Source organism: Pseudomonas sp. GD04091 (assembly GCF_029836165.1).
In the GTDB taxonomy this organism is placed as follows: domain Bacteria; phylum Pseudomonadota; class Gammaproteobacteria; order Pseudomonadales; family Pseudomonadaceae; genus Aquipseudomonas.
The window spans coordinates 22,966-45,058 of sequence record NZ_JAOEBG010000012.1; the positions used below are offsets into that span (position 1 = coordinate 22,966).

General features: G+C 62.2%; 16 protein-coding genes, 1 tRNA gene and 1 pseudogene. 8 read left to right on the forward strand and 10 right to left on the reverse strand.

Going from position 1 to position 22,093, the window contains the following annotated elements; all coding sequences use genetic code 11:
- Window positions 1-53: 53 nt before the first annotated feature.
- The 7 genes from rpmI to N7422_RS15835 all read left to right on the forward strand — a co-directional run bounded on the left by rpmI (window position 54) and on the right by N7422_RS15835 (window position 4,994).
- The gene (rpmI, locus tag N7422_RS15805) at window positions 54-248 is read left to right on the forward strand and encodes a 50S ribosomal protein L35 (protein WP_003250667.1); all 195 of its coding nucleotides are present in this window, start codon (window positions 54-56) and stop codon (window positions 246-248) included.
- Between the two features lie 28 nt (window positions 249-276).
- Window positions 277-633 (forward strand): 50S ribosomal protein L20, encoded by a 357-nt coding sequence (gene rplT, locus N7422_RS15810; protein WP_003250671.1) that lies wholly within the window; start codon window positions 277-279, stop codon window positions 631-633.
- A 111-nt stretch (window positions 634-744) separates the two neighbouring features.
- Window positions 745-1,761, forward strand: coding sequence for a phenylalanine--tRNA ligase subunit alpha (pheS, locus tag N7422_RS15815; RefSeq protein ID WP_279807390.1), 1,017 nt, complete (start codon window positions 745-747; stop codon window positions 1,759-1,761).
- Between the two features lie 31 nt (window positions 1,762-1,792).
- Window positions 1,793-4,174: a phenylalanine--tRNA ligase subunit beta gene (gene pheT / locus N7422_RS15820; RefSeq protein ID WP_279807391.1), complete on the forward strand. Its 2,382-nt coding sequence runs from the start codon at window positions 1,793-1,795 to the stop codon at window positions 4,172-4,174.
- Window positions 4,175-4,178: 4 nt separating this feature from the next.
- The gene (gene ihfA, locus N7422_RS15825) at window positions 4,179-4,481 is read left to right on the forward strand and encodes an integration host factor subunit alpha (protein ID WP_009394049.1); all 303 of its coding nucleotides are present in this window, start codon (window positions 4,179-4,181) and stop codon (window positions 4,479-4,481) included.
- On the forward strand, window positions 4,462-4,818 hold the full coding sequence (locus N7422_RS15830; RefSeq protein ID WP_011533210.1) for a MerR family transcriptional regulator: 357 nt from the start codon (window positions 4,462-4,464) through the stop codon (window positions 4,816-4,818). Before ihfA ends, N7422_RS15830 begins: the two co-directional genes overlap by 20 nt.
- Before the next feature lie 99 nt (window positions 4,819-4,917).
- Window positions 4,918-4,994 (forward strand) — tRNA-Pro (locus N7422_RS15835).
- A gap of 222 nt (window positions 4,995-5,216) precedes the next feature.
- Here the strand turns inward: N7422_RS15835 and N7422_RS15840 are convergent.
- The 4 genes and pseudogenes from N7422_RS15840 to N7422_RS15855 all read right to left on the reverse strand — a co-directional run.
- Complete coding sequence (locus N7422_RS15840; protein WP_186715410.1) at window positions 5,217-5,606, reverse strand: hypothetical protein; 390 nt, start codon at window positions 5,604-5,606, stop codon at window positions 5,217-5,219.
- Window positions 5,603-6,166, reverse strand: a complete 564-nt coding sequence (locus N7422_RS15845) for a hypothetical protein (protein ID WP_279807392.1) — start codon at window positions 6,164-6,166, stop codon at window positions 5,603-5,605. Before N7422_RS15845 ends, N7422_RS15840 begins: the two co-directional genes overlap by 4 nt.
- Before the next feature lie 1,288 nt (window positions 6,167-7,454).
- Complete coding sequence (locus N7422_RS15850) at window positions 7,455-8,399, reverse strand: carbohydrate kinase (RefSeq protein WP_279807393.1); 945 nt, start codon at window positions 8,397-8,399, stop codon at window positions 7,455-7,457.
- 41 nt (window positions 8,400-8,440) lie between these two features.
- A pseudogene (locus N7422_RS15855) lies at window positions 8,441-9,157 on the reverse strand (FGGY-family carbohydrate kinase); the annotation flags it as partial.
- A gap of 433 nt (window positions 9,158-9,590) precedes the next feature.
- On the opposite strand from N7422_RS15855, the gene N7422_RS15860 reads away from it, so the two are divergent.
- Complete coding sequence (locus tag N7422_RS15860; RefSeq protein ID WP_279807394.1) at window positions 9,591-12,446, forward strand: HD domain-containing phosphohydrolase; 2,856 nt, start codon at window positions 9,591-9,593, stop codon at window positions 12,444-12,446.
- Between the two features lie 53 nt (window positions 12,447-12,499).
- Here N7422_RS15860 and N7422_RS15865 read toward each other — a convergent pair whose 3' ends face one another.
- The 6 genes from N7422_RS15865 to N7422_RS15890 form a co-directional block, all read right to left on the reverse strand.
- A complete protein-coding gene (locus N7422_RS15865) occupies window positions 12,500-16,819 on the reverse strand; it encodes a S1 RNA-binding domain-containing protein (protein ID WP_279807395.1) in 4,320 nt (1,439 codons plus the stop codon).
- Window positions 16,820-16,882: 63 nt separating this feature from the next.
- A complete protein-coding gene (locus N7422_RS15870) occupies window positions 16,883-17,437 on the reverse strand; it encodes a hypothetical protein (protein WP_279807396.1) in 555 nt (184 codons plus the stop codon).
- 255 nt (window positions 17,438-17,692) lie between these two features.
- Window positions 17,693-18,076, reverse strand: coding sequence for a RidA family protein (locus tag N7422_RS15875; RefSeq protein WP_279807397.1), 384 nt, complete (start codon window positions 18,074-18,076; stop codon window positions 17,693-17,695).
- Between the two features lie 22 nt (window positions 18,077-18,098).
- Window positions 18,099-18,788: a DUF3726 domain-containing protein gene (locus tag N7422_RS15880; RefSeq protein ID WP_279807398.1), complete on the reverse strand. Its 690-nt coding sequence runs from the start codon at window positions 18,786-18,788 to the stop codon at window positions 18,099-18,101.
- Window position 18,789: 1 nt separating this feature from the next.
- On the reverse strand, window positions 18,790-20,484 hold the full coding sequence (locus N7422_RS15885; RefSeq protein ID WP_279807399.1) for a hypothetical protein: 1,695 nt from the start codon (window positions 20,482-20,484) through the stop codon (window positions 18,790-18,792).
- Window positions 20,485-20,510: 26 nt separating this feature from the next.
- The gene (locus N7422_RS15890) at window positions 20,511-22,061 is read right to left on the reverse strand and encodes a BCCT family transporter (protein ID WP_279807400.1); all 1,551 of its coding nucleotides are present in this window, start codon (window positions 22,059-22,061) and stop codon (window positions 20,511-20,513) included.
- Window positions 22,062-22,093: the final 32 nt, after the last annotated feature.

A 22,093-nucleotide genomic window follows, 5' to 3' on the forward strand; every position in this document is an offset into this window, starting at 1 on the left:
GCACGGCAGGCCTGATGATTATTGTGTAATTTTATCGAATGCGGAGTTCCAACATGCCAAAAATGAAAACCAAGAGCGGTGCTGCGAAGCGTTTCCTGAAAACCGCTTCCGGCTTCAAGCACAAGCACGCTTTCAAGAGCCACATCCTGACCAAAATGTCGACCAAGCGTAAGCGTCAACTGCGCGGTGCCAGCTTGCTGCACCCGTCTGACGTGGCAAAAGTCGAGCGCATGCTGCGCGTACGTTAATTTCGGTCAAAGATAGAGGAAGTTACTCATGGCTCGTGTAAAGCGTGGCGTCATCGCTCGTAAGCGTCACAAGAAAATTCTGAAACTGGCTAAAGGCTACTACGGTGCACGCTCGCGCGTATTCCGCGTTGCCAAGCAAGCGGTCATCAAGGCAGGCCAATACGCCTACCGCGACCGTCGTCAGAAGAAGCGTCAGTTCCGCGCACTGTGGATCGCTCGTATCAACGCCGGTGCCCGCACCAACGGTCTGTCGTACAGCCGTCTGATTGCTGGCCTGAAAAAGGCGTCGATCGAAATCGACCGCAAGGTTCTGGCCGATCTGGCAGTGAACGAAAAAGCGGCGTTTGCTGCGATTGTCGAGAAGGCTAAAGCCGTACTGGCTTAAGTACCCACGACAATCATCCGGCGGCGCCTGCGCCGTCGGGTGTAAAACGTCATCGGATAGGGGAAGAGCCTTCAAAAGCTCTTCCCCTATTTTCGTATCTGGAGTCTGTACATGGAAAACCTGGACGCGCTGGTTGCCCAAGCCCTCGAGGCGGTGGAACGCGCTGAAGACATCACTACCCTGGAACAGATCCGGGTCCAATACCTCGGCAAGAAAGGCGAGCTGACCCAGGTGATGAAGACCCTGGGCAACTTGCCAGCCGAAGAGCGCCCCAAGGTCGGCGCGCTGATCAACGACGCCAAGGAACGCGTCACCGACGTGCTCAACGCACGCAAGGCCGGCTTTGAAGAGGCTGAGCTCAACGCTCGCCTGGCCGCCGAATGCATCGACGTCACCCTGCCAGGCCGTGGCCAGACCACCGGTGGGCTGCACCCGATCACCCGTACTCTCGAGCGCATCGAGCAGTTCTTCACCCACATCGGCTACGGCATCGCCGAAGGCCCCGAGGTCGAAGACGACTACCACAACTTCGAAGCGCTCAACATCCCCGGCCACCACCCGGCCCGGGCGATGCACGACACCTTCTACTTCAACGCCAACATGCTGCTGCGCACCCACACCTCGCCGGTACAGGTGCGCACCATGGAAAGCACCCAGCCGCCGATCCGCATCGTCTGCCCAGGCCGTGTGTACCGCTGCGACTCGGATATCACCCACTCGCCGATGTTCCACCAGGTCGAAGGCCTGCTGATCGACCGCGGCATCAACTTTGCCGACCTCAAGGGCACCATCGAAGAGTTCCTGCGGGTGTTCTTCGAGAAAGAACTGGCCGTGCGCTTCCGCCCGTCGTTCTTCCCCTTCACCGAGCCGAGCGCCGAAGTCGACATCCAGTGCGTGATGTGTTCCGGCAAGGGCTGCCGAGTGTGCAAGCAGACCGGCTGGCTGGAAGTGATGGGTTGCGGCATGGTCCACCCGAACGTGCTGCGCATGTCCGGCATCGACCCGGAAGAGTTCCAGGGCTTCGCCTTCGGCATGGGCGCCGAGCGCCTGGCCATGCTGCGTTATGGCGTCAACGATTTGCGTCTGTTCTTCGACAACGACCTGCGGTTCTTGGCTCAATTCCGCTAGGCCCAATCGACGCAACTTTCAGGAGAACAGCATGAAATTCAGTGAACAGTGGCTGCGCGGTTGGGTAAACCCGCAAGTCTCCCGTGACGAACTGGTCGCCCGCCTGTCCATGGCCGGCCTCGAAGTCGACAGCGTGACCCCCGCTGCCGGCCAGTTCAGCGGCATCGTGGTGGGCGAGATCCTCACCACCGAACAACACCCGGACGCCGACAAGCTGCGCGTGTGCCAGGTGAGCAATGGCGCAGAGACCTTCCAAGTGGTCTGCGGCGCCCCGAATGCCCGCCCGGGCATCAAGATCCCGTTCGCCATGATCGGCGCCGAACTGCCGGGCGACTTCAAGATCAAGAAAGCCAAGCTGCGCGGCGTCGAGTCGTTCGGCATGCTCTGCTCGGCTTCCGAGCTGCAGATCAGCGAAGAGAACGATGGCCTGCTGGAACTGGCGGCCGACGCCCCGGTTGGCCAGGATATCCGTCAGTACCTGAACCTGGACGACGCCAGCATCGAGATCGGCCTGACCCCGAACCGCGGCGACTGCCTGTCCCTGGCGGGCCTGGCTCGTGACGTCAGCGCCTTGTACGACGTGCCGGTCACCCGCCCAGTCGTGCCGGCCGTACCGGCCGCCCACGACGAAGTGCGTCCGGTCGAAGTCAGCGCCCCGGCCGCCTGTCCACGCTACCTGGGCCGTGTGATCCGCAACGTCGACCTGAGCAAGCCGACCCCGCTGTGGATGGTCGAGCGCCTGCGCCGCAGCGACGTGCGCAGCATCGACGCCGCCGTCGACATCACCAACTACGTGATGCTCGAGCTCGGCCAGCCGATGCACGCCTTCGACCTCGCCGAAATCAACGGCGGCATCCGCGTACGCATGGCCGAGGAGGGCGAGAAGCTCGTCCTGCTGGACGGCCAGGAAGTTGCCCTGCGCGCCGACACCCTGGTGATCGCCGACCACACCCGCGCCCTGGCCATTGCCGGCGTGATGGGTGGCGAGCACAGCGGCGTCAATACCGAGAAGACCCGCGACCTGTTCCTCGAGAGCGCCTTCTTCGAGCCGATCTCCGTTGCTGGCAAGGCCCGTTCCTACGGCCTGCACACCGACGCCTCGCACCGCTACGAGCGCGGCGTGGACTCGCAACTGGCCCGTGAAGCCATGGAGCGCGCCACCGCCCTGGTGCTGGAGATCGTCGGCGGCGAAGCCGGCCCGATCATCGAGACCGTGAGCGAGCAGCACCTGCCGAACATCGCGCCGATCACCCTGCGCGCCGAACGCATCGCCCAGATGCTCGGCATGCAGATGGACGCCGCCCAGGTCGAGCAACTGCTCAACGCCCTGGAGCTGAAAACCAGCGCCAATGGGGCAGGGGAGTGGACGGTCACCGTCCCAAGCCACCGCTTCGACGTCAGCCTGGAAGTCGACCTGATCGAAGAGCTGGCTCGCCTGTACGGCTACAACAACCTGCCGGTCCGCTACCCGCAGGCCCGCCTGGCCCCGCAAGCCCGCCCGGAAACCCGCGGCGAGCTGCCGAACCTGCGTCGCCTGCTGGTCGCCCGCGGCTACCAGGAAGCCATCACCTACAGCTTCATCGACCCGAAACTGTTCGAGCTGTTCACCCCAGGCGTCGAGCCGCTGCTGCTGGCCAACCCCATCTCCAGCGACATGGCCGCCATGCGCGCCTCGCTGTGGCCGGGCCTGGTCAAGGCGATGCAGCACAACCTCAACCGCCAGCAAGACCGCGTGCGCCTGTTCGAAAGCGGCCTGCATTTCGTCGGCCAGCTGGGTGATCTCAAGCAGCAGCCGATGATCGCCGGCGTCGTTACCGGTAGCCGCCACCCAGAAGGCTGGGCCAACGGCCGCGACGGCATCGACTTCTTCGACGTCAAAGCCGATGTCGAGGCCCTGCTGGGCTACTCGGGCGCCCTGAGCGACTTCAGCTTCGTCGCCGGCAAGCACCCAGCCCTGCACCCCGGCCAGACCGCCCGCATCGAACGCGACGGCAAGGAAGTCGGCTACCTCGGCGCCATCCACCCAGAGCTGGCCAAGACCCTCGGCCTCGACCGCCCGGTGTTCGTCTTCGAGCTGGTGCTCGGTGATGTCGTGGAAGGCCGCCTGCCGAAGTTCAGCGAGCTGTCCAAGTTCCCGGAAACCCGCCGTGACCTGGCCTTGATCGCGGATCGTGATGTAGCTTCTAGCTCGGTGCTTGAAGTAATTCGTGACAATGCAGGCGAATGGCTCACAGACCTCAGGCTGTTTGACGTCTACCAGGGTAAAGGCATTGATCCTGATAGAAAAAGCCTGGCCGTCGGCTTGACCTGGCAACATCCATCGCGCACTCTTAACGACGATGAGGTGAATGAAACCCTGCAAACTATCCTCACCTCGCTTGAACAAAGGTTGAACACCACGTTAAGGAAATAACGGCATGGGTGCTCTGACGAAAGCTGAGATGGCCGAAAGGCTGTACGAGGAGCTGGGGCTTAACAAGCGTGAGGCCAAGGAGCTGGTCGAGCTGTTTTTCGAAGAAATTCGGCACGCGCTTGAAGACAACGAGCAGGTCAAGTTGTCCGGTTTCGGCAACTTCGACCTTCGCGACAAACGCCAGCGGCCGGGCCGCAACCCTAAAACAGGGGAAGAGATCCCGATCACCGCGCGCCGCGTCGTCACCTTTCGTCCAGGGCAGAAGCTGAAAGCCCGGGTAGAGGCCTATGCTGGAACCAAGCCATAACGACGAGCTGCCCCCCATCCCGGGCAAGCGCTACTTCACCATCGGTGAAGTCAGCGAGCTCTGTGCGGTAAAACCGCACGTGCTGCGCTACTGGGAGCAGGAATTTCCGCAGCTCAACCCGGTGAAGCGCCGTGGCAACCGGCGGTATTATCAGCGCCAGGACGTGCTGATGATCCGCCAGATCCGCGCTTTGCTGTATGACCAAGGCTTTACCATTGGCGGGGCGCGGTTAAGGCTCTCCAGTGATGAGGTCAAGGATGAGTCCAGCCAGTACAAGCAGCTGATTCGGCAGATGATTGCGGAGTTGGAGGATGTGTTGGTGGTACTGAAGAAGTGACCTGGTTGGCGACGAGTGGAAATTTTTGAAAAAAAGCTTCCATTATTCAAAAGGTTAGGTTAAATTCTTCAACGTTCTCAGCGGTATCGAGAATGATGTCGGGGCGTAGCGCAGCCCGGTAGCGCACTTGCATGGGGTGCAAGGGGTCGAGTGTTCGAATCACTCCGTCCCGACCAAAATACTCCAAAGAATCCAGTCACTTAGCGGTGACTGGATTTTTTTATGCCTACACATTTTGCTGCTGATAGAAATTTTGCCTCACTTTCTGCCCACCGAGATGTTGATTAGATTTCGCGGGCTGCTTAGTACATCGAAATCCGTGATTAAGGGTTTTTCAGAGCCGTTTACGTCTATGGGTTGCTGGTCAGCTCCCACAGGATTTGTTTTACGCCTTGTCGCTACGGCGCCAGGTTCACGCCGTTACAGCGCCCCTTGGTGGAGAAATCGTTGATCTGCCGCGCCTTGTTTACCGACATCAGGATCGTGCAGCCGCCAGGATGGGCCACGTCGTCCCAGTAGTTGGTATGGACCATCACGTTGCCTTGCATCTCGGCGGTGCTGCCGACCACTTCCTTTTGCACGTAGGTGGTATCGCGGTACCAGCCCAACTGCACCCCAGCGCCGTCGGGCAACGGCTCCATGCGCATGGGCGGGCCGAAGAAGTCGATGGCCTGCTTGGCGTCGCGCCCTTGCCATTGGTTGCCCGCCATCAGCTCCGGCAGGGTGGGGATGCAGCCGGCCAGCGCTGGCAGCAACAGGCCAAGGACCAGCAGAGGGCGTGTACTCATCGTGGGGTGTTCGCAAGCATGTCGTCCAGTTCCTGCACCGCCTGGCTGTTGGCCTGGACGCCAATCAACTCGATGAACATCGCTTGGATAGTGGCGACCATCTGCGCCGCCGGCATCTTGCCGATCGACAGCATCTGGTTGCGCGCGCGGTTGTCGGGGGCGCAGACGAAGGCGAAGGTGCGCTGCAGCCAGTAGTCCTTGGGTGCGACCCAGTCTTTGGCGTTGGTTTTCACGTCGCGCACGGCGCCATCGAAGCGACGTATCGCCCGGGCGCTGTCCAGGCGGATCTGGCGCTGTTTGCACTTGACCTGCACCTCGTAGGCGGCGAGGGTCGGGAAGGCCGGGTCTTCGAATAGCTGCATGACCTGCGCCGATTGCACGCCACCGGGCTTTTCCATGATGCCGGCGGCATCGGCGACGTACACCTCGTTGTGCAGGCGTTCCCCTTTTCCGTAGATGATCCAGTAGTCGCCCGAGGCTTGTTCGGCCAGGGTCGAGGTGCTACAGGCCATCGCCAGGATGGCCAGCCATCGACAGGCGGGTGGAAGTTTGTGATCCATCGAGTTCTTTCCCGGTTTTTGTAATCCAGGGGGACTATACGAGGCCTTGGGTAGCAGGATCGATTAGCACGCTTGTGCTAATGGCTAAGGGCCTGTAGCACTTAGGGGCAGTAAACAGAGAGTTTTGCGAGCAGCGAATATTGTCATTTTTGTAGGCTGCATCCTTTGTCTCTTTGATCGATCTTCGAATACCTCGTCTGTGCCTAGAGCGTTAGCCAGCAATGGCCAATGTTTCGTAGGAATTTGGCAATCAGCTTTTCACTGCCTGTTCTATGAGGGAATTGGTTCATGCTGTTAAGCGCAAAGACTCTTCACGGGTAGTCATGTTGCCAAGTCCAGAGTGGCGAAGGTACGGCTGGATAAACATGGCCAATAAGCTTTGGCAGGCGCGGAATTCTCCCCGGCAGGAAACCTACTCGGGCCACCGAATCCCACCATTTCGACCGTCGTAGATCACCACATTGCCTGTGTCGGTTACAGTAAGAAAATTGTTGTACCAATAGGACTTGTCCAGCGTTTCGGTGCTTTGAGCAGACCATACCCTACCGCGAGAGGGGTCATACAAAAATCCCGAGTTGCTTACGACAAACTGAAGTGGCTCGCGCGTTCTCCTGCGATGGAAGGTAAGGCTGTATGGCTGATTCCCATCTGCGACCCACGCCACGACGCCGCCCTCCTCAAGAACCAAATGGCCGTCATCCCTGAGACGAAGTTTGAATCGGCCATTCTGAGACGACAGGTACTGACCTGCGCGCATTGTTTGGTTGGGAGGGAGCACTGCTCCACCTGAGTGCGTAAAGGGTTGATACTCTATCGTCATCACGCGGCTCCTGTTGAGATTCGACAGGAAGCTAGCTTGGCCCTGATTTCCCAATGCAGAGATAATCCGCGTCAGTGAAGCCCATAAATGGAATTTGTAAAAATGAGACTACGATATTCACTGATTCTTCTCACGGAGAATCGCATTGCGTCCGAACCAAAATTCGTGAAAAATTTGGGGTGCTGCGAACTAAAGCTTCATCGATCGATTTGATTAAAGTGGATGCCAGAATGAAATTTATATTTGCATTGGCAATAGTGCGGCAAGCCAAGTTTCTATCAATACAATCACGAACGACAGTTTAATTGCGATATGGACCCAAACTTGCAAAGTTGTGCCAGCCCAAGGGAAATCAGCAACCATGTCGACATGCGGAACCGGACAGCGCCTGAAGCGCATGAGTAGACGCCAGTAAGCTAGCTTTGCGATGACGCATGCAGAGGGCTGCGGCTGGGGTTTTTAGTGGTTTCAGGGGCTCGGTTGAAGCTCACGTTCAAAGGGCAGATCAGGGCCCACTCGAGAGCAGGTGATCGCTGCAGCACGGATTGAGTACGCAAGGATCGCATCGATGGCATCACGGGGTAGCATCGCCACATCGGCCGGGCTGTATACGCCGAGGCGAGCGAGGCATGCCAGCAAAGCCGCCTGGAAGGTATCACCGGCACCCACCGTGTCCTGTACCGGCAACGAGGTGTCCGCCGGGCGCTGCCATGAGCCGTGCGTGCAATGCACGCTGGCACCCTCTGCTCCATGAGTGACGAAAACCAGTCGGCACCGCTCGTTAAGCCAGCCTCGTGCCACGTCACGAGTCTCTCGGCCTGGATAGAGCAGGGTAATGTCTTCCTCACTGGCCTTGATCACATGCGCATGCCCGGCAAACGCTTCCACCTGCCGCCGCCACAGCGCCACATCCGGCTGCGGATTAAGCCGCACATTCGGATCAAGGCTGATCAGCCGCCGGTCACGCTCGCGCTCCACCAGCGCCATCAGCGTATCGGCCACGGGCTTCACCACCAGGGTGTACGAACCCACATGGATTCCCCGCACACGCTCATCCAGCTCCGGCAGATGCGCCAGCGTCACCTGCCGATCCGCACACCCTTCACCGCGAAAATGATACTGCGCCGAGCCATTGGCATCCAGCCCGACCATGGCCAGGGTGGTCGGCGCATCGCTGGTCACCACGTAGCGGCAGTCCACCCGTTGCTCTTCCAGCACCCGGCGTAGCCGGGCGCCGAGGTAGTCGCTGGATAACCCGCCAAACAACGCCGACGCCACGCCCAGCCGGCGCAGGCCGACGGCTACGTTGAACGGCGACCCGCCGGCAATCGCGGTAAACCCCAGCTCGCTGCTGCGGGTGCTGTTTTCCAGGCTGAAGACATCGAACAGGGCCTCGCCACACACCAGGTACATGCAGTTCTCCAGAACGAAAGATTGGGGAAGGATACCCGCACTCAGCGTGCAGGCAGTTGTTCCCGGTAGCGTTGATAGGCGACCTCGTACTCGGCTTGTTGCGCCGAGCGGGGCTGGGTTCGGGTGCGTTCGTCGAGGGCGACGCAGCGTTGGCACAGGGTATCGAGGCTGTCGCCCTGGCGCAGCTGGCGGCCCAGGCTCCAGGCGGCCTGGATCGCGGCGCCCAAGGCGGCGGCTTCGGTCTGTTGGGGGCACACCACCGGCAGGCCGAGCAGGTCGGCCAGTATCTGGCGCCACAGCGGGCTTTTCGCCGCGCCGCCGACCAGGCGGATTTCGCTGCCTTGCAGGCCGCTGGCGCGCAGCAGGTCAAGGCCGTAACGCAGGCTGAAGCAGGTGCCTTCGAGTACGGCGCGGCAGAGGTTGGCGCGGGTCAGGTTGGCGCTGGTCATGCCGTGCAGGCTGGCGGTGGCTTCGGGCAACGCGGGGACGCGCTCGCCGTTGAAGAAGGGCAGCATCAGCAGGCCGTCGGCGCCGATCCGGGCTTGCGCGGCGAGCTCATTGAAACGGTCGAGGTCGAGTTCCAGCAGGTCGCGGACCAGGGCGCAGGCGCTGGTCAGGTTCATGGTGCAGATCAACGGCAGCCAGCCGCCGCTGGAGGCGCAGAAGGTCGCGACTTCGCCCTGGGCGCTGACGTGGGGTTGGTCGGCGTAGGCGGCCAGAGTACCGGAGGTGCCTAGGCTCAGGGTGATCATGCCGGGCGCGCCTTTGTCGTCAGGCGCCGCGGCGAAGCACGGCGGGGGCGATCGGCGTACCGCGCACGCGCAGGTTCCGCTCCTGGGGGGCGGTGGCAGGCGTGTGGGTAAACGGTAGCAGGGTGAATGTGGCGTTCATGGCACAGGTGGCGAACGGCATTCGCAGAAGGTGCCCGAGGGGATCGAGCGGCAGTGGGTCTCGCATGGCTGGAGCCTGTCGCAATACGCAACGGCGAATACCGCTGTCGTAGGCGCGGGGCAATGTAACCAGAATTCCGTTTTTTTGTATACGATAAATTTCGCGGTTTGCCCAGGGTGCTGGCGCGGCATGATCGCCGCGGCTGATTACACTGTGAAAACCGCCACACGGAGTACCTGCAATGGGCCGCGCATCGAGGGATCATGCTGCTGGATCGGCGCCTGCCTGGGGCGGGCGATCATGAACAACCACGGGCGCGGAATCTCCCTGCAACTGCTGGTGGCGCTGGCCATCGTGCTGGGCATGTCGCTGCTTGGCGCCGCCCTGGCCTGGCAGGGCTATCTCGGGGTCCGGCAGACGCTGGTAGCCGCTGCCGGCGACGCTGCCCAGCAGGTCGGCCGGACCATCGACGAACGCGCCAGGCGCCTGGTCGACCCGGTGCAGAGCAGCATTCGGCTGCTCGCCTTCAATCCGGTCGCCGACAACCTGGCACAGCGTCTGGAATGGCTGCCGCAACTGGCCGAGAGCCTGAATGCCAACCGCATGCTCAGCGCCGCCTACATCGGCTTTCCCAACGGCGAGTTCCTGTTGGTCCGGCGTTTGCGCGACCCACAGCTGCTGCAGCATTTCGCGGCGCCGCCGGGCACCGCGTTCCTGGTGCAGAGTGTCAGCCTGGACGCGAGCGGTACCCTGCAGGGCGAATGGTACTTCCATGACCAGGCGCTGAACCTGCTGCAGACGCAGGCCCGGCCGGACTACCGCTACGATCCCCGCACGCGCCCCTGGTTCATCGAGGCCAGCGCGCGTGCCGACACCGTGCTCACCCGTCCTTATGTGTTCTTCACCACCCGCCAGATCGGCCTGACCATGGCCCAGCGCAGTGCCGACGGCGCGGCGGTGATCGGCATGGATGTCGCGGTCGATGACCTGGCCAGCGAGAGCCGCGACCTGCGCATGACCGCCGGTACCGAGATCGCCGTGGTCGATGACCAGGGCAACGTGGTGGCCTATCCGCAGCTGCGGCGGATCATCGTGCGCGAGGGTGACGGGGCCCGCCTGTCGAACATCGGCGAGCTGGGCGTGCCCAGCCTGGCGCAGATCCATGCCGAGCCACCCCAGGGCGACCGCCCCCAGGCGTACCAGGTTGACGGCCACACCTGGTACGGCATGCGCGAGCCGCTGACCACCGTTGCCGGGCAGCACCTGCAGGTACTGATCGCCGTGCCGGCCCAGGAACTGCTGGCCGGCGCGCGCAAGGTGCTGTTCGAGCAACTGCTCTGGACGGGCGCGCTGGCGGCGGTGTTGCTGCTGTTCGGCGCGCTGCTCGGGCAACGTATCGGCCGGCCGCTGCGGCTGCTGACCGAGCAGGTGCGAGGCCTGGCCGACTTCGATTTCAGTCGCGAGGTCGGCGTGGTCTCGCGGGTGTCCGAGGTGCGCGAACTGAGCCGCGTGCTCAGCCGCATGTCCGGCACGATCCGCAGCCTGCAGGCGATCACCTTCACGCTCAGCCGGGAAAGCCAGCTCGAGCGCATGCTCGATGGCGTGCTGAGCCACCTGGTCGACGCTGCCGGCGTCAGTGCGGGCGCGGTGTACCTGTTCGATGCCGAGCATGTGCGACTGCGCCTGGCCGCCGCCTGCCGGGCCGAGGGTTACCCAGAGCAATTGCCGGTGGGCGAGGGGGCCCCGGTCGATCTGCCGGCCACGGTGATGCAGACCCTCGGGCTGGAGGGGTGTGGCCTGGCGATCGTGCTCCAGGACCGAGGCCAGGCACTGCTCGGCATTCTGGTTCTGCGCCAGGCACAGGAGCAGGTCGGTGAACCCTTCCGGCGCTTCGTCGAGGAGTTGTCCGGTGCCGCCGCGGTGGCCATCGAGACCCGCCAGCTGGTCGAAGCCCAGCAGCGGCTGCTGGACGCGATGATCAAGCTGCTGGCCGATGCCATCGATGCCAAGAGCCCCTATACCGGAGGCCACTGCGAGCGTGTGCCGCAGCTGGCGCAGATGCTGCTGGACCAGGCGGTGCAGGCCGACAGCGGCCCCTACGCCGACTTCACCATGAACGAGGCCGAGCGCTACGAGTTCCGCGTGGCGGCCTGGCTGCACGACTGCGGCAAGGTCACCAGCCCCGAGTACGTGGTGGACAAGGCGACCAAGCTGGAGACCCTGTACAACCGCATTCACGAAATCCGCATGCGTTTCGAGGTGCTCTGGCGCGACGCCGAACTGGCCTACTGGCAGGGCCTGGCCAGCGGCGCAGATCAAGCGGTGCTGCAACGCACGCTCGACGACTGCCATGCGCAACTGCGGGAAGAATTTGCCTTCGTCGCCAAAGCCAATATCGGTGGTGAGTTCATGCAGGAGCAGGACATCGAGCGCCTGCGCCAGATCGGCGAGCGGCGCTGGCGGCGCCACTTCGACAACCGCTTGGGCATTTCTCGCGACGAAGAGGCACGTTTTGCCGGCGCGTCACCTTTGCCGTTGCCGGTGGACGAGCCGTTGCTGGCCGACCGTCCCGAACACCGCGTGCCGTGGGGAACGCGCAAACCGCCGGTGAGCAAGGACGACCCACGCAACACCTGGGGTTTCGACATGCGCCTGCCCGCCCATGCTAGCGATCATGGCGAGCTGTACAACCTGTCGATCCGCCGTGGCACGTTGAACGACGAGGAGCGATTCAAGATCAACGAGCACATCGTGCAGACCATCATCATGCTCAGCGCGCTGCCGTTCCCTCGCCAACTGCGGCGTGTGCCGGCGATCGCCGGCAACCACCACGAGAAGATGGATGGCAGCGGTTACCCGCGCCGGCTTGGCCAGGCCGACCTGAGCATTCCCGAACGGGTGATGGCGATTGCCGATATCTTCGAAGCGCTGACCGCGGCGGACCGGCCGTACAAAGCGCCGAAGACGCTGTCGGAGTCGGTGAAGATCCTGGTGGGCATGGCACGGGACGGCCACATCGATGGGCAGCTGTTGCGCTTGTTTCTCGGCAGCGGGGTGCACCGGGCGTATGCCGAGCGGTTCTTGCGGCCCGAGCAGATCGATGAGGTGGATGTGGCGTATTGGCTGGGGCAGTTCGGGGGCGTTCCAGATAGCTGATGTATAGGCCGGGCTATCACACCAGGCCGTTCGATGGTTCTGGTCCGCACCCTTTAGGTTGCGTCTGAGGTATCGCCGGCGCACTTGCGAGCTGGCAAGGAAAACTCAAGTTTTCCATCAGCTCGGATTTCGGTCAGTTGAACGCGAAGTATGTGCCCCACGGAGTAATGGCTTAGCACAGTCGGAGAGGCAGGCAGTTTGCTGCGGTGGAGCAGACCGTTATGACCGCCAATCCGCAGAAATATGCCATAGTCCTTTACACCCGTCACATGCCCTTCGTAGGTGTCGCCGATGGTCAGAGGCTCTGGGCTGTTGTCCGTCGTCAAGCCAGGCTTGTCCATACTGACCTGAACAAAATCTCTATCCGGATTTAGCGCATGGACAAAAAAGGAATATTCACGTCCTTTTACTCGGCGAACGCTACCGCGACTATTTGGCCAAACTGCCGCCAGCCCGATCTCCAGTTCAACGGAACAAGCACTAGGCTTGACAGCCATTACAGTCCCTTTCACGGGTAGCTGCTCATCTAGGCAGCGGTGTGCTTCAGCCCACGCCGGTAACTCTCTACGTGAGTGTAATACTTGTAACCAATCACGGACTTCGGGCAGAAGCCCGGTGTCAGTCTTCAGGTGACTTACCAACGTCACCGTTCTGAACCAGTGCCCGCTATTTGGACAAGCTTTTATGCGATCTCCCAAGTTTCGAGCGAAATCCGTGGATGCTGGATGCCGGGGGGCTACGGCAATGAATTTTGCAGCGAGGAGTGGCCACTCGGGTTTGATTTTGGTGCCTTCAAGCCAAGCTGCAGCCTGCTCGATGAAGTCAGTAGCTTCGAAGCGCTGAGTGAGCATCGTTTCACAAACAAATCCCCACTCCTTGGTATCTTCTCGCCCGACCAGCCACCCTGCACCAAGGCGCAATAGTTCTTCGAACGAAATGTCTTGGGGTAGGGATTTACCCTGCGCCAGTAAATCTTGCCAGACATGTGCCCAATCGGCCTGGTCTTCACGTCCGACCAGCCATCCTGCGCCGAGGCGCAGTAGCTCGCCGAGCGCCATTTCTTTCGGCAGGAACTTTTCCTGAGTTAGTAATTCTTGCCAGATAAAGCTCCACTCGGCCCTGTCGTTGCGCCCGGCCAACCACTCCACTCCGAGACGAACCACGTAGCTGAATAGCATTCTTTCAAGCAAAGAGTCGCCCTGTGCCAGCAAAGCTCGCCAGACATAGCTCCACTCGGTCCGATCTTCGCGTCCAGGCAGCCAATCTACTCCGAGGCGAAGCAGATCGTCGGGTGGAGTATCTTGGGGTAGTGACTTACCCTGTATCAGCATGGCTTGCCAGACGTAGCTCCACTCGGCTCGGTCTTCACGGCCGGCCAACCACCTTTTGCCGAGGTATAGCAACTCGTCGAGTGGCATGTCTTTTGGTAAGACCTCACCTTGGTCCACCAAGGCTCGCCAGACATAGCTCCACTCGGCTCGGTCTTCACGGCCGGCCAACCACCTTTTGCCGAGGCACAGTAACTCGTCGAGTGGCATGTCTTTTGGTAAGACCTCACCTTGGTCCACCAAGGCTCGCCAGACATAGCTCCACTCTGCCCAATCTTCGCGTCCAGGCAGCCAGCCTCTGCCGAGGCGCAGGAGCTCGTCGTTGTCTATGGGCAGTGACTCACCCTGTTCTAGCATGGCTTGCCAGACGTAGCTCCATTCGGCGCAGTCTTCACGCCCGGCCAGCCAGGCCACGCCGAGGCGTAGTAACTCGTCGAGCGGCATATCATCGGGTAGAGATTCAGACTGCGTCAGCAAGGCGCACCAGACATGGCGCCATTCAGTCCGGTCTTCACGCCCCTCCAGCCATCTTGCGCCCAGGCGTAGCAACTCGTTGAGCAGCATGCCTTTTGGCTGCGCAAGCAAGGTTTGCCAGACATAGTTCCATTCGGCCCGGTCTTCGCGGCCGATCAGCCATGTCCGTGCCAAAGCCGCCAGTTCATCTACCCGTAGCTTGCTCTGTTGCGCCAGGGCATACAGATCTTCGAATACATAAGCCCAGTCGGGGCCGTCTTTCGCACGCAGACGAACAAGACCCAACGTCAGTACAGGATCGGCTTCCCAATCCAATCTACTGTTAGCAGGCAGTAGTTTCTTCCACACAAAATGCCAATCAGGACGGTGGAGATGGCTTTGAAGCCAACCCAGTCCCATTTCCCGCCAGGCAGAACTACGACCAGGATCGTGCTGTAGGCAATGTTCCCAATCCAAAGACCAATTAGGATGGGAAATCTTCAATGGGTCCGCTAAGTGTTCAGAAGCCCAAGCAAACAGCTCATCATGATGCGGATAGCTTTCGGCCAGGCGACTCCAGCAGCTTGACCAGACCTTGTATGCTGAATCCAGGCTAATCAGCGCCTTGTCGAGCAAATCTGCGCCTAGCACTTCGGCAATACAGGGTGTTGTCGTCGCCCAACATGCCCAGCTGGTGGTTGCGTCCGCTACGCCGTCCTCGTCAAGTGCCAGTTGCGCATGTTCGGTAGCCCATGACCTGGCGCATTCGCGGGCCAAGCGGGTGCGGTCCACGGTGTTCAAGCGTTCACTTGTCAGAGCGTCCTCGCGCGCAGAAAACACGCGCAGCAGTTGTGATATCAAGCTTTTCCCACGCTCGGCGAGCGCCCGCCGGAAGATGGCTATCAGATCGTTGGTGAAAGCTTCGGCATTGGCTGGCTTGCGCAATGAACGATACAAGGCATCGGCCAGATGCGGATGGGTAAGGCGAACGATTTTTCCTTCAGTTTCTGCCTCCAGCAGGCTGAAGTCGCCTTCTCCATTCAAGGTCGCCAGATTTTCGCGGTCTTTGTCGGATAACCAATCATAGGGCGCACGAAGGTAGAGTCGATTCATCGCCAAAGGCAGGCGTAGCGCTTCATCGAGACCATTGAGATGCACCCGCTCGGCAAAACGCTTTGCAAAGGCTTGCAGATCACCGTGCGCCAGCTCCACTGCCAGCGAGACGAACAGGCCATTATCGTCTCTTGACGCTTGGGAAAAGGCTGGGCCGTGTCGTGGCGCCTGACCGGTGCGTTCGCGATACCAAACCTCGATTTCGGCTGCTTCGTTTGCGGCAATGGTTTCCACGGTTTCACGATGAAGATCGAAACCACGGTAGGCGGAGTCCTCCTTGAACGCGTCCGCGAACTCAGCAGGGCCACACGTCAGGATCATCGGCCATGCCTGGTGACCACGTTCGTCGATGAACTCGCCCAGGCGACCTAGATCAATCCGAGTACGCGCATCGCGGTCGTAAAGATCATCGATGGCAATGAAGTCCGGCCACCAATCGGCAGGAGCTTTGGCGATGGCCCGCATGGCAGGTTCCAACAGTTCGGCTTGCCCTTTGAGCCAGAGAACTCGCCAACCTTCGTTGACCAGTCGCTCTACTGCCTGCAACAGCAACACACTCTTGCCGACACCGGAGCGACCGCTCAGCCAGAAGACGCGCGCCTCGCTCTTGAGGTCGCGCAGGCTAAGGTCCTTGCGCGCCAGTAGTGTGGCATGCAGTGCATCCAGACGATGGGAGCGCGGCATGTATTGCTGGTCGCGCATTCGTGCCAATGTGATCTCACGCCCGATCTCCAGCGACTGGCTGGGTTTATCGCTGCATCGAAAATCCGCTGAAGTCAGCAGTTGCCCTGGTAGCCCCGGCCTCTGCCGAGCTTGCGTGAAACGTTCGAAAATTTCGTCACGAAGACGCTGTGCGTCTGCAGGATTGGGTGCACGACTCAAGGCACGATCCAGCGCGAAACGCAGGAAGCCGTAAGGATCTTCCAAGTGCTTCCATACAGTGACAATCGCTCTCCACCATGGATCAGACTCCAGACGTGGTGGTAAAAGCCGACCTTCTTGAAGAAGTGCATCGATAGTCGAACGTGCGGGGTGCGAGTGCGAAACATGGCTCCACTGCAACGCGGCATCGCCCTTGGACGCGACAAGCTCGAACTTCACCTGATCGCGCAGGTCCGGGTACTGCTTCGCCAGGAAACTGTCGATGGCTTTGACTTCGGCGGCGGCATCCTTGAGGGTTTCCCCCGTCAAGGTTCGCTTGACCTGGATGCACACCAAACGCTCACCTTCGGTCTGTCTGGCCAGGTCTGAAAGCGCTTCCAGGAACAGCTGGCCGCCCTCATCGAGCGCCCGCCCTTCACCTCCAAGAGATTCGGCAAACTCGGCCAGGTAGCAACGCAACTGGTAATCGAATCCAGCCAAGGCATAGATGCCGCCGAGTGCTCTGCGCGATTCCTCTCGCTCATAAGCAGAGAGGATTGATGTCAAATTTTCCATAAGCAGATGATCGCAGAACTCTTCTATGAAACGTAGGCGCAATCGAAGGTCGTCTGATTTTCACCTTCGCCAGTTGCAGGAGGCGAGAGTGGTTAAGTGCTTTGCTCAGCGAGGAAGGACCACCGGAACGATGATCGGCGTAGGCGGCGCCGGCGGTGTCATCATCCCTTCACTTTTCACCACCTGGATTCCGCGCTTGCGGAGGGTTTCATACACGCGCTCGGTGGCGCCGGTGTCGTGATACCCGCCGTCATCGATCATCACGCTCAACGCGCTTTGGCGGCGCTCTTCCATGAGCTGTACCTGATTGGTCCGGAAATACGACTCCAGCGCGACCTTGTTCAGTGTCGTCAGGTCGACTCGCAGGAGTTCCGTGTACTTGAGGGTCGAAGCATCCCAGCCGAGGACGCGGAGTTCGTCCTGGGTCAGGGCGAAGGTGCAGAAATGGTAGGTGCCGGTGGTGGAGCCGGGGGTGGAAATCAGCAACGAACAGCGGCCGTGCTGCAGGATCGGGCCCTTGATATCCGGGAAGTCCTTGGTGACCTGTGTCGCGAACTGGGCCCGGTCGTAGTAGATGGTGGCCCGGTCATAGGGGGTGGTGTTGCAGCCGGAGAGCAGAACGGCCATGCCCAGCGACAAGCTGGCGAGCACTTTGCGCACGGATCACTTCCTGTAAAAGCGTGTGGATACGGGGTTCAGGTAGAGGCCCAGCGAACGGAACTGGGCCTTTAACCGGCGCAAGAGTAATGTGCTTGAAGGCATAACGCTATCATTGCGTCGCACCGCTGTAGGAGCGGCCTTGCGTCGCGAACGGGGCGCGCAGCGGCCCCAGATTCCGAGCCACCATCGAAATTGCTGGGGCTGCTGCGCAGCCCTTTCGCGACGCAAGGCCGCTCCTACAGAAAATTTGCCGCTTCAGGCCGGCATCGGCACGCAGGCGTACACCACCAGTTCTACCAGCATTTCCTCCCGCGCCAGCCCTGCCACCACGAGCGCCGCGCGGTTGGGGTAGGGCGCCTGGAAATACTGCGCGTACAAGGCATTGACCGAGGCCAGGTAGCTGCGGTCGGTCACGTAGATCAGCACCTGGGTCACCGCATCGAGCGAGCTGCCGGCGGCCTCCAGGGTGTGGCGCAGGTTGTCCAGGGTCTGGCGGGTCTGGGCTTCGATGCCACCTTCGACCACCTGACCCTGGGCATCGATGGGGATCTGCGCGGTATAGAGCGTGCCGTTGCCGATCACGGCCCATTCCAGCGGGGCCTTGGAGGCGTACAGGTCGGTCTTGATCGCATGTTTCATGGGGCTTGTTCCTGAATGAAGGTCAGTCGGCATCGCTACCCCCTCCGGCACCGTGCCGGCGCGAGGCTTCGCTGCTTTCGACCAGGATCTGTTCGGCCAGCTGCCTGAGTCGTTGCCAGACGGCCTCATCGACGACGAAGCCCTGAGGGGAGGCGGGCAGGGGGCTGGCCAGCGGTCGAGGGCCAGCGGCCTGCCTGCTGAACAGCACGGTGATGCTCTGCTCGAACCCGTCGTTCGCGTTGGCCGCGCTGTCCAGTTGCAGCTGTGCGGCGCCGGCGGCAAATGCCGCCCGGTGCCGCTGGCGCGCATCGTGCCAGTGGGCCTGTACCTCCAGGCCAGTTTCAGCCGCCCGGCTGAGCAGGCCCAGCAACAGGATGCGGTTGTGGCAGTGATGGATACGCAGCACCGCCTGCCCCCCGCGCAGCGCCTTGGCCAGTGCCATTTCCACGGCGGTGGCGGCGCAGCGCAGCACGCTCTGGCCATTGGCGTCGAGCACCAGCAGGGCGCGGTCTTCGTAGCGCAGGGCAAAGTCCCGGGCGGTTTCACGCTGCAGGTAGTCCAGGGCCTTTGCCAGCGTGCCGATACCGTCCAGCCCTTGCAGCTGCAGCCAGCCGACCAGGTCCGCGGCGTCCTCGCAATCGCCTGCGGCGAAGCCCATGCCTTCGAAGGCCTTGCGGCACATCACCTGTATTTCGTTGAGCGAAACGCGCATGTCAGTGGTCCCCCTGCGGCAGCACCGCGAAGTTCCAGTCGTCGGCGAACGGCTGGCCGATGTCGCTGACCAGCGGCGCGCCCTGGAACAGGGTGATGCGCACCCAGCGGCTGGACTTGGGGTCGAACTTGCCGGCGCCGAAGAACGCCAGCTTGCAGCGCAGCAGGTGGATCGGCAGCAGGTCCTGGGCCAGCAGGTTGGTGCGGATCTCGCCATAGGCGGTGCCGGCCATTCCCTGCAGGCGACGCACCGTGCCCTTGAACGCCGGATGGGCGATCAGGAAGTGCGCGGTCAACGCCTGCGGGTGGCTGTGCAGGTACTCGCGCAGCGCCGTGTGGCAACGCTGGATATTGCGGGCGATGCCCAGCTGCATTTCCTTCTCGGCCCCCGGTTCTTCGTGGCGCATGCCCAGCCTTGGCTCTTCTTTTTCGGCGGAGCGATACCAGAAGAAGTGCTCGGCCCGCAGGTCGCTGAAGTCATAGGCCAAGGCCCAGTCGTACTGCTGCTCGATCAGCTCGCCCAGCTGCGCCAGGGGCATCTGCGCATCGAGGCGCCAGCCTTCGGTCACGCCCATCTGCTCGGCCAGGGGCGTGACCTGATCGGGATACAGTTCCAGCAACACGCTCACCAGCAGCTCCTGGCAACCGACGCCGCCATGGGCTTCGCTCCAGGCCAGCAAGCGCGGCCAGAGGTCATCGCGGCAGGGCTGGCGGGCCAGCCAGTCGGTCAGCGCGGCAAGTTCGGCCAGGGTCTGCCGGTTCTGCGCGTGCTGGCGCGGATCTTCGGTCTGGGTCTGGGCCAGGTGTTGCTCGGCACGTGCCAGCAAGGCCTGCATGCGCACGAGCAAGGCAGGCTGTGCCGGCTGCGCCAGCACCTGGGCCAGGGCGGTTTCCCGGATGGCGATCCAGCGTTCCAGCAGTTGCGGATGGTTGATCAGGAACGGCGCCATGCCCAGCCCGGTGGCGTTGCCGACCCCCAGGTAGCGCTGCAGCGCAGGGGCCAGCCGCACCGCCCGTTGCGGGGCGAGCGCCCGGGCCATGTGTTCGATCTGCTCGATACTGAAGTGGCGCAGTAGGTAGACGGTGAACATCTGCGCGCTGAACGGCTGGGCGAAGTCCTCGTTGCCCTGCAGGCAGGCGAAGTCGGCGATGCCGAACTTGCCGTTGCCGTACACGGCGGTGGTGCGATACAGGTAGCCCACCTCGGCCAGCTGGCGCGGGTCCGGCTGCTGCCCCTCGGCCAGAGCCGCGAGGAACCGGTCGAAGTTGCGCAGGCTGCGGTTGGCACGGGACAGCACCAGCACCCGGGCATCGAAGCGGCCGGCCTCCTGCAGCGGCACGTTGCGTTGCAGGTCGGCCAGTTGCGCGGCATCCACGTCGCCGGCCACCAGCACGAAGGTGACGTCCCACTGGTCGGCGATGACCCGGTCGCTGCGTTTCTCCGGCGGCAGGTAGGCCGAGAAGATCACGCAGTGGTAGTGGGCGTTCGGCGTGTCGATGCGGTAGATGGCGGTGCCAAAGCCCTCGCCGTCGAGGTCGAAGCGGGCGCGGCGGATCTGCCAGTGCTGGTTCATCATCCGCCGCATGCTGGCGCGCACGAAGCTCAGCGGGCTCTGGAAGTGGCTGCCCAGCCGGGCCAGGTCCATGACCTGGCCGGCGCGGCGCAGCGGGTAGGGGGCAAGCACGGTGTCGGTCATTGTTGTCGTACCAGGATGCATCATGTTCAGACGCCTTGTTCACGGGCCATGTGCCGGGCGATGCGCAGCGCATCCCACAGCGCCGGCAGGATCACCAGCGATACCGGCACCGCGGTGATGACGATGAAGGACTGCAGGGCGGTGACGCCGCCCGCGCCGATGGTGATCAGCACCACCGCCGCCAGGCCCATGCCGATGGCCCAGAAGCCGCGCAGCCACTTCTTCGGCTTGTCGCTGCTGGACATCGCCAGCGCCACGGTGAAGGCCATGGCGTCGCCATTGGTGGCCACCGAGATGAAGCTCAGGAACAGGAACAGCGCGCTGATCAGGCCGCCCAGTGGCAAATTCTGGGTGACCCCCAGCAGCAGGTCTTCGGGCTGGGCGCCATGGGCGGTGACGATGCCGGGCGACTGCAGCTCCATGCCGATGCCGCTGCCGCCGACCACGGTGAACCAGAACATGGTCACCAGCGGCGCGACGATCGACAGGGTCACGATGATCTCGCGGATGGTCCTGCCCCGGGAGATCCGCGCCACGTACAGCGCGACCATGGGTGCGTAGCCGATGAACCAGCCCCAGTAGAACACCGTCCACCAGTCCAGCCACTTCGGATCGGCGTGGTACAGCGTCAGCGGGATGAAGTGCTCCAGGTGCAGGGCGAAGGCCGAGGGGAAGCCTGCGAGGATGAACAGCGTCGGCCCGAACACCACCATGAACAGCGCCAGGCCCAGCATCAGCCAGACGTTGATCTCGCTGACGAAGCGGATGCCCTTGAGCCCCACCAGGCAGGACACGGTGTACATCAAGGTGACCAGGACGATGGTCAGTGACTGGGTCAGCAGGTCGTTGGGCACCCCCCATACCGCGTGCAGGGCGCTGCTGATCTGCAGGCCGAGAAAACCGATCGGGCCGATGGTGCCGGCGACCACGGCGATGATCGAGCTGGCGTCGGCCAGGGTGCCGATCGGCCCCTTCAGCGCGCGCTCGCCGAACAGCGGGTAGAGCAGGGTACGCGGCGCCAGGGGCAGGCCCTTGTCGTAGTGCAGGTGCATCAGCACGATGGCCAGCAGGCTGCCGAGCACCGCCCAGGCGAGAAAGCCCCAGTGCACGAAGGACTGCGCCAGCGCCGCGGTCGCCGCCGCCTCGCTGTGCGGTGCCACGCCGGCGAAGTACGGCGGTGGGCTGGCGAAGTGCATCAGGGGTTCGGCCGCGGCCCAGAAGGCCCCGCCCCCGGCCAGCAGGGCGCACATGATCACCGCGATCCAGTTGAAGGTGCTGATGTCCGGGCGCTGGGTGACGCCGCCCAGGCGCACGCGCCCGCATTTCGAGAAGCCGATCACCAGGCTCACGGCGAAGGTGGCCAGCATCAGCACCTGCCAGTACAGGCCGAAGAAGCGGGTCGACCAGGCGAACAAAGTGTTGACCAGCGCCGACACCGCGTCGATGTCGACCAGCGCGGCGACCAGGAATGCGCCGAGGAAACCGCCGCTGATCAGGAACAGCGGCCAGTCGATGTCCCGCGCCAAGGGCAGGGGCACGGTCTGGCCTTGCGCTGGCAGGGTGGTTGGGTTTTTCATGAAGCCTCCGGAACCTGCGTTTGTTGTTATTG